Origin of the sequence: Pseudoramibacter porci, from assembly GCF_009696145.1 — a bacterium.
Lineage (GTDB): Bacteria > Bacillota > Clostridia > Eubacteriales > Eubacteriaceae > Pseudoramibacter > Pseudoramibacter porci.
Window position 1 is genome coordinate 18,831 of sequence record NZ_VUMO01000011.1, and the last position, 11,717, is coordinate 30,547.

Genomic DNA, 11,717 nt, shown 5'->3' on the forward strand with positions numbered 1-11,717 from the left:
GAGATTTATGGAACAAAGGACGATTACGACAGAGCACGGCAGCGGCGGCGCCGCGACTTCCGAGCTCATCGACGGCATTTTTGCCAAGGCCTTCGACAATCCAGTGCTGGCCCAAATGGAAGACAGCGCCGTGGTTCCGGGGGCCGATGAGATTGCGGTGACGACTGACAGTTTTGTCGTCGATCCGCTTTTTTTTAAGGGCGGCGATATCGGCAGACTGGCCGTCTGCGGGACCGTCAACGATCTTTTAATGCGGGGCGCGGTTCCGAAATATTTAACCTGCGGTTTTATTCTTGAGACGGGTCTGCCCCTCGAAGATCTCGAAAAAATTGCGGAATCCATGGCCGCGACGGCACAGGAAGCCGGCGTCACGATCGTTGCGGGAGATACCAAAGTTGTCGAGGGCCGCGGCGGCCTCTACGTCAATACCGCCGGCGTCGGTTTTGCACCCTGCAGTACCATCGGCGCGAGACAGATTCAGCCAGGCGACGTGATCATCTTATCGGGCAACCTCGGCGAGCACCACGCGGCCATCTTGAGCGAGCGCTTGTCGATCGACACGGACATCCAAAGCGACTGCGCGCCGCTGGTGGACATGGTGGGTGCGCTGATGGCAGGCACCGTGGCGGTTCACGGGATGCGGGACATTACCCGAGGCGGCCTCGGCACCATTCTCAAAGAAATGGCCGAGGCGTCGGGGCTGACCTTTGAACTTGAGGAAAGCCGCCTGCCGGTGACGCCAAAGGTGCGGGATTTTTGCAGCCTGCTCGGGCTGGACCCGCTCTATATGGGCAACGAAGGCAAGATGGCCGTCATGGTCCCCGAATCTGACGCGGACGAGGCCCTCCGGCTGATCCGGATGAGCGCCTACGGCACCCATGCGGCGGTCGTCGGCAGGGTGTGCGCAGGTGAGCCGGGCGAGGTGATGGTGAAAACCGCGGTCGGCGGGCAGCGGCGCATCGACGTCCTACGGGGCGAAGGCCTGCCGCGGATTTGTTGAGGAAAAGGAACGGACGATGCACAAAGTTAAAACCATCGATCTCAAAAAGCAGATCGTCGCGGATAACGGCCGGGATGCTGAGGCGCTCCGAGGGGAGCTGAAAGCAAAAGGCGTGTTTTATTTCAATCTCATGTCGTCGCCTGGCGGCGGCAAGACGACGCTGATCCTCGAGACGGCGAAGCGGCTCAAGTCCCGCTACCGCATCGGCGTGATGGAGGCCGACATCGATTCCGATGTGGACGCCGCGGCGGTCCTTGCCAGCGGCATTGCCAGCGTCCAGCTGCACACCGGCGGCATGTGCCATTTGGATGCGGCGATGTCCCGCCAGGGGCTTTCGGCGCTGGGGGAAAATTTCGATATGGTTATTCTCGAGAACGTCGGCAATCTGGTCTGCCCGGCGGAATTCGACACCGGTGCCGCGGCCAGTGCCGCCGTTTTATCGGTGCCCGAAGGGGACGACAAACCGCTGAAATACCCGCTGATGTTCGAACAGGTGAACGCCGTCTGCGTCAGCAAGATCGACACCGCCGCTTATTTCGATTTCGACCGCAGCCGGTTTGCCGAGCATGTGAACCGCGTTCATCCGGGCGTGCCGGTGTTTTTCCTGTCTGCCCAGACTGGAGAAGGCGTCGGCGAATGGACGGCTTGGCTCGCGGAACAAATCGATAGATGGAAAGGAAAAATAGATGCGTAAAACCGTCAAGATCATTGAAATCGACCGGGACCTCAGCGCAGAAAATGATGCCATCGTGAAACAGATTCGGGAAGAGAACAGCAGGCGGCACCGGTTTCTCGTTAACGTGATGGCCTCTCCCGGCGCGGGGAAAACCAGCGTGCTGCTTAAAACAGCGGAAGCCCTCGGCGGCCGCTTTCGCCTCGGTGTGATGGAGGCCGATATTGCGGCCCAGGTCGACGCGGAAAAAATGCAGGAAGCCGGGCTTAAAGCGGTACAAGTGCACACCGGCGGCGAGTGCGCGATGGATGCGGCGATGACAGCGCAGGGGCTGGCTGCATTCGGCGACACGCCCCTCGATCTCGTCTCTCTGGAAAATGTGGGCAATCTGGTCTGCCCGGCGGAAAACGACGTCGGCGCGGACCTCAACGTGGCCATTCTCTCCGTCCCGGAAGGGGACGATAAGCCGTTAAAATACCCGCTGATGTTCCGGGTTTGCCCGGTGGTGCTGATCAACAAGATCGATACCGAGCCGGTCTTTGCCTTCGACCGGAAGGCGGTTTGCGCGCGGATCCTCGCCCTCCGGCCCGACGCAAACATTTTTTTCATGTCGGCTAAAACGGGGGCAGGCGTCCAGGCGTGGGCCGACTGGCTGACGGCGCAGGTGGAAAAGAAAATTTAAGGAGCCGTCGTGCGCACCGCAATGGCACGCAGCACGGTGTCTTTGCCTTCGATGAGTTTTGCCTGCGCGCTGCCGCAGGCCGGGCAGCGGTAATCGTTGGCCCGCTCCGGATGAAAGACCGTGCCGCAGGCCGCACATTTTGCTTTGACGGGGACGGTGCGGACGACGAGCCGCGAGCCCTCGAGCAGGGTGCCTTTCACAGCTGCGGGATAATAGCGGTAGAGGTAGTCGGGGACGATGTCGGTCATCTCGCCGACGTCGACGGTGATGCTCTCAATTTCGGTGATGCCGCGCTTTTCCGCCTCCTCGAGGGCCGCAGAGACGAAGCGCACGACGGTGCTCATTTCGTGCATGGTATCCTTTCAAAAACGAACAGCCGATACGGTTAACGTATCGGCTGTTTTGGCGTTTAAATCATATAAAACCATCGGTTGTCCATCGGAACGTCCCGGGTGTCGATTTCGTCCGGCGCGTCTTTTTTCGGGATATTGATCGACAGCTCCTGATTTTTAATCGAGACGCGGGCGTGAGCGGGAATCGACGTCGTGATGAAGCAGCTGCCGCCGATGACGGAGCCTTCGCCGATGACCGTCTCTCCGCCGAGAACGGAGGCGCCGGCGTACACGGTGACGTTGTCGCAAATGGTCGGATGGCGTTTGACGTCCTTGAGGTTTTGGCCGCCCTTGGTCGAGAGCGCGCCGAGGGTGACACCCTGGTAAATCTTGACGTAGTCGCCGATGACGGTGGTTTCACCGATGACGATGCCGGTGCCGTGATCGATAAAGAAATATTTGCCGATGGTGGCGCCGGGGTGGATGTCGATGCCCGTCACGCTGTGGGCGATTTCCGTCATCATCCGCGGCAAAATCGGCACACCGAGTTTGTAAAGACCGTGGGCCAGGCGGTTGACGAGGGTCGCGTAAAGGCCAGGGTAGGAAAAGATAATTTCATCTTTGTTAAAAGCCGCCGGATCGCCGTCGTAGGCGGCCTGGACGTCGGTCTCGGTGTAAGCGCGGATAGTCGGCAGCATTTCGAGATAGGCAAAGGTCAGATTTTTAGCCTTTTGTGTGAGCGCCTCGTCGTCGAGCCCTTCGTTTTCTTCAAGGTAAGGCAGGGTCATTTTGATCTGCTGGATCAGGTTGTAGACCACGTCCTCTAAAATCATCTGCACGTTGGTGCGGCGTGTGTAGCCGTGGTACACTTTGTTGCGGTAATACCCCGGGTAAATTAGGATCATCAGGTGGCGAATCAGCGCGATGACCGCTTCCTTGTCCGGGTGCGTGTAGGGCATCAGCTGGTCGATTTTTTTGTTTTCACTGTAGTCCAGCATGAGCATGTTGGTCACGCGGTTAATATCGTCTTCCATTTCTGCGTTTTTAATTTTCATCGTGTTGTTCTTTCTAAGGATTATGCATCCGTTGAATCCATTTTTTGGGCGATATAGCGGGTCGCCGTGCGCAAATCCTGGTCCAGCTGATGCAAAGTGGCGATAAGGGTGTCGTTTTGCTGAATGAGGAGCCAGTTTTGTTCGACGACGGCCTTGAGATTGGCGCGCTCGGCGATCTTCTGGGCCTGTTTTTTGTCGCCCTTTTTGGTCGGCTTCATCTGGGTGGCGTCGACGAGTTCCCGCGCGATGGCCCGGGTTTGATCGGCATATTCCCGCATGTTCTGCAAGCCGCGGCTGGTCAGATAAGCGTCGGTCAGGATTTGACACTTCTTTTCCCTGGCGGCCGCCTTCGCCTCCGCCTTGCTCGCTTCAGCGCGGTCAGCGGCCTCGCCGTCCGCCTGGTCCGCGTCGAATTCGAGAAAGGATAAAATCGGCGGGTGTTGATCTAAATTGGAATCAGCTGGATCTTTCATGTTGCGCACTCCATTTTGTTTATTATTGAGAACAATTTTAACACAGAACGGCGGCGTTGTGCACCGCGGTGTGGTAAAATTAAAGAAAAAACATCGCACAGGTGTGAAAGGGAGGTCGCAATGAAATTTTTAATCGTCGGCGCCGGCGGCACAGGCGGCATGATCGCCTACAAACTGGCAAAGGGCGGACAGGACGTCGCGCTGATCGCTCGCGGAGAACACCTTGATGAGATAAAACGCACGGGCTTGAAAGTCCACACGCAATGGGACGACGCAGTCGACGCGGTGCCGGTGAAAGCCGTCACGGCGGAGAATTGCGGCGGACCTTACGACGTGGTCTTTGTCTGCTTCAAATGGTATTCGGTGGACAGCGCCCTGCCCATTATCGAAGCGGCGGCAGACGCACACACGGTTGTCATTCCGATTCTTAACATTTACGGCACCGGGCGGATGCTTCAAGATCAGCTGCCGGATAAATATATTTTGGATGGCTGCATTTACGTGGCGGCCTCGAAGGAAAAACCGGGCCAGATTTTCCAGTTCGGAAAAATCATGCGCATTGTCTTCGGACCACGGAAGGATCAGGAAAAACGGCCGGCGCTTGCCGCCATCGCCGCAGCTCTCGACGCCTGCGGCATTGAAGGGAAGCTCAGCGATCACATCGAGGAAGAAGCCCTCGAAAAATTCTGCTACATTTCGCCAGTTGGGACGGCCAGCTTGTATTACGGCGTGACGGCCGGCGCCTTCAGCGCGCCGGGGAAAGCGCGAACGATGCTCGTCGAACTTATGAAAGAAATCGGCGCGCTGGGCAAAGCGATGGGGACGCCGCTGCCCGACGACATTGTCGCGCGCAACCTTAAGATTGCCGCCTCCCTCGAACCGGACAGCAGCACGTCGATGCAGCGGGACGTCATGGCCGGCCGCACCTCTGAGATGGATGGCCTCGTGGCTGAGGTCTTGCGCATGGCCGAAAGATACGGCGTGCCGGTGCCGGCGTACGAAAAAGCGGCGGCGGCCTTTCGCAAGCGCGGGTGGCTGCCGTCGTGACGCTGCGGGATTTTGTAACTGCGATGAAAAGCACCAGAAAAATAGCGCGGATAGAAAATGTGACAAAAACCCATCATTTTTATTAAAAGTGTTTAAAAAGTTTGAAAATACGCGAGATTATGCTATAATGAAATTGCCAAGAAAAAGGCGTTGTATCGGCTGATGAGTCGATTTCTGCTAACATGTCTTTTTCATTTCTTTTCCTTATGAGCCGCCGCAAGGCGGTTTTTTTATTTCGGCGCGGTTTTCGAATGTGCTATAATGGAAATATCAAGGGGGACGATAACATGAATTTGATGAAATTGCTCGAAACGCGCAGGACTTACAGGCGGTTCGACCAGAGCCGGCCAGTGTCAGCGGCGGCGTTCAACGACATGGCGCTGGCCTTGCGGTGGTCTTCATCGGCCGGCAATCTCCAGCCGCTGCGCTGCGTGTTCGTGACCGATCCGCAAATCGTCGAGGCGGTTTTCCCACACACTCATTTTGCGGCGCTTCTGCCGAAAGAGCTGGGGACGCCGAAGCCGGGTGAGCATCCGACGATGTATGTAGTGCTCACTTACGAAAAAAAGACGAAATGGACCGATACCGACGCCGGTATCGCGCTGTCGAATCTGACTCTCGCAGCCTGGGGGCACGGCGTGGGCAGCTGTATTATGGATAATATTGACCGGCCGGACATCGCGGAGATTCTGCACATTCCAGAATCGGTGACCATTCACTCGGCGGTGGCGCTGGGCTATCCGACTCACACGTCGCAAATTGTGGAGCCGAAGACACCGGCCGACCTTAAGTATTTTCTCGACGCCCAGAAAAATTACAAGGTGCCGAAGCGGCCGTTTTCGGAATTTATTTTCGAAAACCGTTATCCCGAAGTGTAAACTGATTTTAAAAAAGAAGTCCGAGTGGACTTCTTTTTTTACGCCAGCGGCGCCTCGCCGAATTGAGCGAGCAGATCGTTGGCGGTCATGACAGACAGCTGATTTTTTATGGCGTAGATCAGCACGGCGTCCCGGCGGTTTTTCGCGTAGAGGATGCCTGCGCAGGTCAGCTCCAGCGCCCGCTGGGTCTCGGTTAGATTCAGGCCGGCGGCGAGGGCCAGTGCGACGATTTTGTCCCGGCTCGGTTGGCGGTCGCCGCTTAAAATGTGGTAGGCGTAGGTCCGGTCGAGGCCGCTTTGGCGGATCAGTTCGTTTCTCGGAAGGGCCTGAACTTTCGGCAGCGCGGTAAAATACGCCGCGAAATCTTCAGGCAGCGGGTCCAGCCCGCCTAAATAGTCGTTCAGCTTGGGTTCGCTGTCGGCGGAGACGAGGACGTCCATTAATTCTTCGGTCTTTTTTATCGGTGGCATCGCTTATATCCTTTGGACTATGTTAAAATAACGGTATGGAACAGAACAATACAAATCAGTACCGCGCATGTCGGGATACTTTTTTCAAAACATTATACCATTTTGACGTTCCAGGGCAAAGCCTTGTGATCGACGAGACGTCGGGGCGGCTGTTCCTGCGCAAGGAGCTGACTTATTACGACCCGTCGGTTTATGAGTTCTTAATGGGCTGCCGGGACAGCCGGCTCGTCCACGTGGCTGACGCCTGGCAGGAAGGAGACCGCCTCGTCGTCCTCGAGGCCTACGTTTCGGGGACGCCGCTCAGTGAGCGGCTGCGGCGCGGGGATTTGAGCGCTCCGGAAAAACTGACCATTCTTCACGACGTCTGCGGTGCTCTCGGGGTGCTTCACAACGCGGCGCCGCCGATCGTTCACCGGGACGTGAAGCCGGAGAATATCATGGTGACCGACAGCGGCCGGGCGGTCTTGATGGATTACGACGCGTCGAAGCGGGTGAAGCCGGCGCAATCCCGGGATACGGTGCTGCTCGGGACCCGGGACAGTGCGGCGCCGGAGCAGTACGGCTTCGGGGCGTCTGACGTGCGCACCGACGTCTACGGCGTCGGCAAGCTCATCGCGGCGATGGTCGGCGACGCGCCGCTGTACCGCCCCATCATTGCGAAAGCAACGCAGTTGGATCCGAAGCGCCGCTATCCCAATATCGCGGCACTGGACCGGGCCTTAAAACGGCGCGACCGGCCGACGGCCAACGTGCATAACTGGAGCTGGCTCAGGGTGATCGGGACAGTGCTCTGCGTGATGTTTGCCTTTGCCCTGTGCCGCGAGATGACCTTTGAGAACTCGTCGGGACCGATAGAAGACCGGATCACGCAGATTGCTTTTTTCGCTGCGCAGTTGGCCGTCATCGAGGTGTGGTTCGATTGGACCGGTATTTTTAATCATTTGCCTTTCAGAAGGCAGGGCCAGGTTTCGAGTGGGCGGAAAATCGTCGAAAAGCTGATTTACAGCGCGGTGCTTTTCTGTTTGATTTTGATTGTGGCGGTGATTTTGATTTTGTGTATTTTTGGAGGATGAGGATGAAACTGACAATCCTTGGAACGGGCAACGCGATCGCGACCCGATGCTACAACACCTGTTTTGCGGTGCAGGATCACGGGCAGACGCTTTTGGTCGACGCCGGCGGCGGCAACGCAATTTTAAAACGCCTGCCTGCCGCTGGGATTTCGATAAACGGGATTCACACGCTGTTTGTCACCCACAAACACATCGATCACCTCCTTGGGGTAATTTGGATCATCCGCGTGGTGACGATGAACATGCTCAAAGGGATCTACGACGGGGAGTTGACGATTTACAGTCACGACGAGGTGACCGCGCTGTTGGCGTACATGAGCGAACATCTTCTGACGGGGAAGCAGGCGGCGCTCATCGGCAAGCGCCTGCATCTGGTGGCCCTGAAGGACGGCGAGGGTTTTACCGGCGCCGGCCATAAAATCACCGTCTTCGACATCCATTCGACCAAGGCGAAACAGTTCGGCTTTGTCATGGATTTGGGCGGCGGGCAGCGCCTGACCTGCTGCGGCGACGAGCCCTGCCCACAATCGGCGGAAACCTTGGCCGCCGGGAGCGCGTGGATGCTCCACGAGGCCTTCTGCCGTTACAGCGACCGGGATATTTACAAACCTTACGATAAGCATCATTCGACAGTCAAGGACGCCTGCGCGCTGGCGGAGCGGCTGAAGGTTCAGAATCTGATACTCTATCACACGGAAGACGATCATCTCGCAGACCGGAAGGCGCTTTACAAAGCAGAGGGGCGCCAGTATTATTCTGGCCGTCTGGAAATTCCGGACGATCTCGAAGGATTTTACATCCCGTCCAACTAAAGGCACGATTGATTTCGACAGCGTAAGCGCCTGCGGGCGCTTTTTTATTTGATAACGGCCCCCACCTTGGGTATAATGAAACCAGCTGATAGGAGAAATATAAAATATGCCAAAGACATTGAAAGATATTAAGATCGGTGAAACGGTGACGGTGACCGAGGTGGGCGGCCAGGGCGCATTGCGGCAGCACTTCCTGGACATGGGCATGATCCCCGGCGTGAGCGTTACCTTAATTAAATACGCCCCGATGGGCGATCCGATGGAATTTAAAATCCACGACTACGTGCTGACCCTTCGCATTTCTGAGGCGGCGCAGATCGCAGTCGCGGACCGGCCGCCTGCGGAACAGACGCGGCCTCAGAAGGCGCCGGCCCTTGTCGAGCATCCGGGATACGGTGAGATGGGCGTGCGCTTTCACAACGCGAAAACCGACGAGAGCCGGGCCCTGCCGAAAGATCAGATTTTGACTTTTGCCCTGGCGGGCAACCAAAACTGCGGGAAGACGACGCTGTTCAACCAGCTCACCGGTGCGAATCAGCACGTCGGCAATTTTCCGGGGGTGACGGTCGACAAGCGCACCGGCATTATCCGCGGGCAGGCGCGCGCTGAGGTGACGGACCTGCCGGGGATTTATTCCCTCTCGCCCTACACCGAAGAAGAAGTGGTGTCCCGGGAATACATTTTAAAGGAGAAGCCTCAGGGTATCATCGACATTGCCGACGCGACGAATCTTGAGCGCAATCTGTACCTGACCCTCCAGCTCATGGAGCTGCACGTGCCCATGGTGCTGGCGCTGAATATGATGGACGAAATGCGGGGCAACGGCGGCTCGGTGGATATCAACCGCATGGAAGAGATGCTCGGCATTCCCGTCGTGCCCATCTCCGCCTCTCAGGACGAAGGGGTCGACGAGCTGATTCGCCACGCGGTGCACGTCGCGCGGTATCAGGAGTGCGACGCGGTGACGGATTTTTGCGGGCCGCAGGATCACAACGGCGCGGTGCACCGGGCGATTCACGGGATCATGACCTTGATTTCGGACCATGCTCAGCGGGCGGACATTCCGCTGCGTTTCGCGGCGACGAAGGTGGTAGAGCAGGATGAAAAGGTCATCGCGGCGCTGAACCTCGACGAAAACGAAAAGGAAATGATCGAGCACATCCTCGTCCAGATGGAAAAGGAACGGGGGCTCGACCGCCGGGCCGCCATCGCGGACATGCGCTTTCATTTCATCGAACAGGTGACGAACGCCTGTGTCATCAAGCCGAGGGAGTCGAAAGAACAGCGGCGGAGCGAGCGGGTGGATCGCGTGCTCACCGGCAAATTCACGGCGATTCCCATCTTCGTTCTGGTCATGGCAGCGGTCTTCGCACTGACCTTCAATGTACTGGGGCTGCCGCTTCAGAACTTGCTTGACCGGGGGATTACGGCCGTGCGGGACGGGGTCGGCGCCTGGATGATTGCGGCCGGCGTCGCCAAGGGACTGAGGCTTTTTGTGACGGAGTGTCTGTTTGACGGCGTCGGGACGGTCGTCAGCTTTGTACCGATCATCGTCATTCTGTTTTTGTTCCTGTCCATGCTCGAGGACAGCGGCTACATGGCGCGCATTGCCTTTGTGATGGACAAGCCGCTGAGAAAACTCGGCCTGTCCGGGCGGTCGATCGTGCCGCTGCTGGTCGGCTTTGGCTGTTCGGTGCCGGCAATCATGTCGACGCGGACCCTGCCCTCGGAGCGGGACCGCCGCATGACGATCATGCTCATCCCCTTTATGAGCTGTACGGCGAAGCTGCCGATTTACGCGCTGTTCGCCGGCGTATTTTTCCCGAAATACGCGGCACTGGTGATGATTCTCTTGTACGTGCTTGGCATCGCCGTCGGGATTTTAACGGCGGCGGTGCTCAAACACACGGCCTTTCAAGGCGAACCGGTGCCCTTCGTCATGGAGCTGCCCAATTACCGCATGCCGGGGATGAAAAATGTGGGGCGGCTGATGTGGGAAAAGACCGCCGATTTTATTCAGCGCGCTTTCTCGATCGTGCTGATCGCCAATATTGTGATCTGGTTCCTGCGATCCTTCGATCCGGCGCTGCACATGGTGACAGCCGCCAATATGGACAGCAGCATTCTCGCGATCGTCGCCGGCGTGCTCGCGCCGATTTTCGCACCCATGGGCTTTGGCAGCTGGAAGATGGTCACAGCGCTGATTTCGGGCTTTTTGGCTAAAGAAAGCGTCGTCGCTGTATTGGGCACGCTGTATTCCGGCGCGGCCCTCGCGTCGGTGATTTCGCCGGTCTCAGCGGCGGCTTTTCTGGCTTTCTGCCTGCTCTACACGCCGTGTGTCGCGGCGATGTCGGCGGTGCGCCAGGAACTGGGCACCGGCTGGATGGTCGGCATCATTGCGATGCAGTGCAGCATCGCCTGGGTCATTTCTTTTGCGGTCTTCACTATCGGCTCGCTCATTTAGACGCAGCTCAAAGACTGGTGTGTCCTCTGAGGACACCAACCGGTCTTTTTTTTGTGCTAAACTACCCTAAAGTTTATTGCTACGACAAAGGGGGAAGCAGCATGGCAAAACCAATTTACAAACGATGGTGGTTTTGGATCATCTTGGTGATCGTTTTATTTATCATTGCGGGTGCGGCCGGGGGACATGAAGATTCGCCGTCTAATTCGGGCAGCAAGTCGGCAAAAAAAGTTGAAATGGCTGATTTCAGTGCGATGAGTGAGGCGGACCGCAATCAATGGGGAAAGACCCATCACATCACGATCAATGTGAAGAAAAAATATTCAGGGAACGTTCAGAATGGCGCCTTCATCAGTCAGAGTGTCAAAGCTGGAACGAAAGTGGCGCAAGGCACTTCCGTGACGGTGATGTATTCCAAGGGTGCCAAGCCAACAACTGAGCAGCGAAATGCTTTGGCTAAGGCGAAAGTCTATTCGGATACGATGTACATGTCAAAGCAGGGGATTTACGACCAGCTGACTTCAGACTATGGCGAACAATTTCCGGCAGATGCCGCACAGTATGCGGTCGATCATTTAGAGGCTGATTACAATAAAAATGCGCTTGAAAAGGCAAAGACGTATCAAAAAGACATGAAGATGTCGAAGGCGGCTATTTACGATCAGCTCACTTCGTCATACGGTGAAAAATTTACGCAATCCGAGGCGCAATACGCAGTGGATCATCTAGACGACTAGGAACAGAGAAGACACATAAGA

At 56.9% G+C, this 11,717-nt stretch carries 13 protein-coding genes; 9 read left to right on the top strand and 4 right to left on the bottom strand.

The window, feature by feature from the left end; translation table 11 throughout:
- The first annotated feature begins 7 nt into the window (after positions 1–7).
- Genes hypE through hypB (FYJ52_RS08105) form a run of 3 tightly spaced genes read left to right on the top strand, consistent with a single transcriptional unit; the run spans position 8 to position 2,355 of the window.
- The gene (hypE, locus tag FYJ52_RS08095) at positions 8–1,000 is read left to right on the top strand and encodes a hydrogenase expression/formation protein HypE (protein ID WP_154576722.1); all 993 of its coding nucleotides are present in this window, start codon (positions 8–10) and stop codon (positions 998–1,000) included.
- A gap of 16 nt (positions 1,001–1,016) precedes the next feature.
- Positions 1,017–1,694 carry a hydrogenase nickel incorporation protein HypB gene (gene hypB / locus FYJ52_RS08100; RefSeq protein WP_154576723.1) on the top strand — a complete coding sequence of 226 codons (678 nt, stop codon included), beginning with the start codon at positions 1,017–1,019 and terminating at the stop codon, positions 1,692–1,694.
- Positions 1,687–2,355, top strand: coding sequence for a hydrogenase nickel incorporation protein HypB (hypB, locus tag FYJ52_RS08105; protein WP_154576724.1), 669 nt, complete (start codon positions 1,687–1,689; stop codon positions 2,353–2,355). The genes hypB (FYJ52_RS08100) and hypB (FYJ52_RS08105) overlap by 8 nt, the downstream gene beginning before the upstream one ends.
- Here the strand turns inward: hypB (FYJ52_RS08105) and FYJ52_RS08110 are convergent.
- From FYJ52_RS08110 to FYJ52_RS08120, 3 genes are read right to left on the bottom strand one after another with little or no spacing between them, the layout of a single operon-like run.
- A complete protein-coding gene (locus FYJ52_RS08110) occupies positions 2,352–2,708 on the bottom strand; it encodes a hydrogenase maturation nickel metallochaperone HypA/HybF (RefSeq protein ID WP_154576725.1) in 357 nt (118 codons plus the stop codon). The genes hypB (FYJ52_RS08105) and FYJ52_RS08110 overlap by 4 nt on opposite strands.
- A gap of 56 nt (positions 2,709–2,764) precedes the next feature.
- Positions 2,765–3,742, bottom strand: coding sequence for a serine O-acetyltransferase (locus tag FYJ52_RS08115; protein ID WP_154576726.1), 978 nt, complete (start codon positions 3,740–3,742; stop codon positions 2,765–2,767).
- Positions 3,743–3,762: 20 nt separating this feature from the next.
- Positions 3,763–4,215: a hypothetical protein gene (locus FYJ52_RS08120; protein WP_154576727.1), complete on the bottom strand. Its 453-nt coding sequence runs from the start codon at positions 4,213–4,215 to the stop codon at positions 3,763–3,765.
- A 120-nt stretch (positions 4,216–4,335) separates the two neighbouring features.
- On the opposite strand from FYJ52_RS08120, the gene FYJ52_RS08125 reads away from it, so the two are divergent.
- Together FYJ52_RS08125 and FYJ52_RS08130 are read left to right on the top strand one after the other, a co-directional pair.
- Complete coding sequence (locus tag FYJ52_RS08125) at positions 4,336–5,262, top strand: ketopantoate reductase family protein (RefSeq protein ID WP_154576728.1); 927 nt, start codon at positions 4,336–4,338, stop codon at positions 5,260–5,262.
- Between the two features lie 287 nt (positions 5,263–5,549).
- Positions 5,550–6,140, top strand: coding sequence for a nitroreductase family protein (locus FYJ52_RS08130; protein ID WP_154576729.1), 591 nt, complete (start codon positions 5,550–5,552; stop codon positions 6,138–6,140).
- A 38-nt stretch (positions 6,141–6,178) separates the two neighbouring features.
- On the opposite strand, the gene FYJ52_RS08135 is transcribed toward FYJ52_RS08130, so the two are convergent.
- Complete coding sequence (locus tag FYJ52_RS08135) at positions 6,179–6,610, bottom strand: XRE family transcriptional regulator (protein WP_154576730.1); 432 nt, start codon at positions 6,608–6,610, stop codon at positions 6,179–6,181.
- Between the two features lie 35 nt (positions 6,611–6,645).
- Here FYJ52_RS08135 and FYJ52_RS08140 point away from each other — a divergent pair, with 35 nt between their 5' ends.
- From FYJ52_RS08140 to FYJ52_RS08155, 4 genes are all read left to right on the top strand, one after another.
- A complete protein-coding gene (locus FYJ52_RS08140) occupies positions 6,646–7,683 on the top strand; it encodes a protein kinase domain-containing protein (RefSeq protein ID WP_154576731.1) in 1,038 nt (345 codons plus the stop codon).
- Between the two features lie 2 nt (positions 7,684–7,685).
- Positions 7,686–8,495: an MBL fold metallo-hydrolase gene (locus FYJ52_RS08145; RefSeq protein WP_154576732.1), complete on the top strand. Its 810-nt coding sequence runs from the start codon at positions 7,686–7,688 to the stop codon at positions 8,493–8,495.
- A 106-nt stretch (positions 8,496–8,601) separates the two neighbouring features.
- Positions 8,602–10,959, top strand: a complete 2,358-nt coding sequence (feoB, locus tag FYJ52_RS08150) for a ferrous iron transport protein B (RefSeq protein WP_154576733.1) — start codon at positions 8,602–8,604, stop codon at positions 10,957–10,959.
- 101 nt (positions 10,960–11,060) lie between these two features.
- Positions 11,061–11,696 carry an Ltp family lipoprotein gene (locus FYJ52_RS08155; protein ID WP_154576734.1) on the top strand — a complete coding sequence of 212 codons (636 nt, stop codon included), beginning with the start codon at positions 11,061–11,063 and terminating at the stop codon, positions 11,694–11,696.
- Positions 11,697–11,717: the final 21 nt, after the last annotated feature.

What these genes read in the sequence shown, in the direction of transcription:
- hypE (WP_154576722.1), top strand. Translation starts at nt 8, where the DNA reads ATGGAACAAAGGACGATTACGACAGAGCACGGCAGCGGCGGCGCCGCG.
- hypB (WP_154576723.1), top strand. Translation starts at nt 1,017, where the DNA reads ATGCACAAAGTTAAAACCATCGATCTCAAAAAGCAGATCGTCGCGGAT.
- hypB (WP_154576724.1), top strand. Translation starts at nt 1,687, where the DNA reads ATGCGTAAAACCGTCAAGATCATTGAAATCGACCGGGACCTCAGCGCA.
- FYJ52_RS08110 (WP_154576725.1), bottom strand. Translation starts at nt 2,708, where the DNA reads ATGCACGAAATGAGCACCGTCGTGCGCTTCGTCTCTGCGGCCCTCGAG.
- FYJ52_RS08115 (WP_154576726.1), bottom strand. Translation starts at nt 3,742, where the DNA reads ATGAAAATTAAAAACGCAGAAATGGAAGACGATATTAACCGCGTGACC.
- FYJ52_RS08120 (WP_154576727.1), bottom strand. Translation starts at nt 4,215, where the DNA reads ATGAAAGATCCAGCTGATTCCAATTTAGATCAACACCCGCCGATTTTA.
- FYJ52_RS08125 (WP_154576728.1), top strand. Translation starts at nt 4,336, where the DNA reads ATGAAATTTTTAATCGTCGGCGCCGGCGGCACAGGCGGCATGATCGCC.
- FYJ52_RS08130 (WP_154576729.1), top strand. Translation starts at nt 5,550, where the DNA reads ATGAATTTGATGAAATTGCTCGAAACGCGCAGGACTTACAGGCGGTTC.
- FYJ52_RS08135 (WP_154576730.1), bottom strand. Translation starts at nt 6,610, where the DNA reads ATGCCACCGATAAAAAAGACCGAAGAATTAATGGACGTCCTCGTCTCC.
- FYJ52_RS08140 (WP_154576731.1), top strand. Translation starts at nt 6,646, where the DNA reads ATGGAACAGAACAATACAAATCAGTACCGCGCATGTCGGGATACTTTT.
- FYJ52_RS08145 (WP_154576732.1), top strand. Translation starts at nt 7,686, where the DNA reads ATGAAACTGACAATCCTTGGAACGGGCAACGCGATCGCGACCCGATGC.
- feoB (WP_154576733.1), top strand. Translation starts at nt 8,602, where the DNA reads ATGCCAAAGACATTGAAAGATATTAAGATCGGTGAAACGGTGACGGTG.
- FYJ52_RS08155 (WP_154576734.1), top strand. Translation starts at nt 11,061, where the DNA reads ATGGCAAAACCAATTTACAAACGATGGTGGTTTTGGATCATCTTGGTG.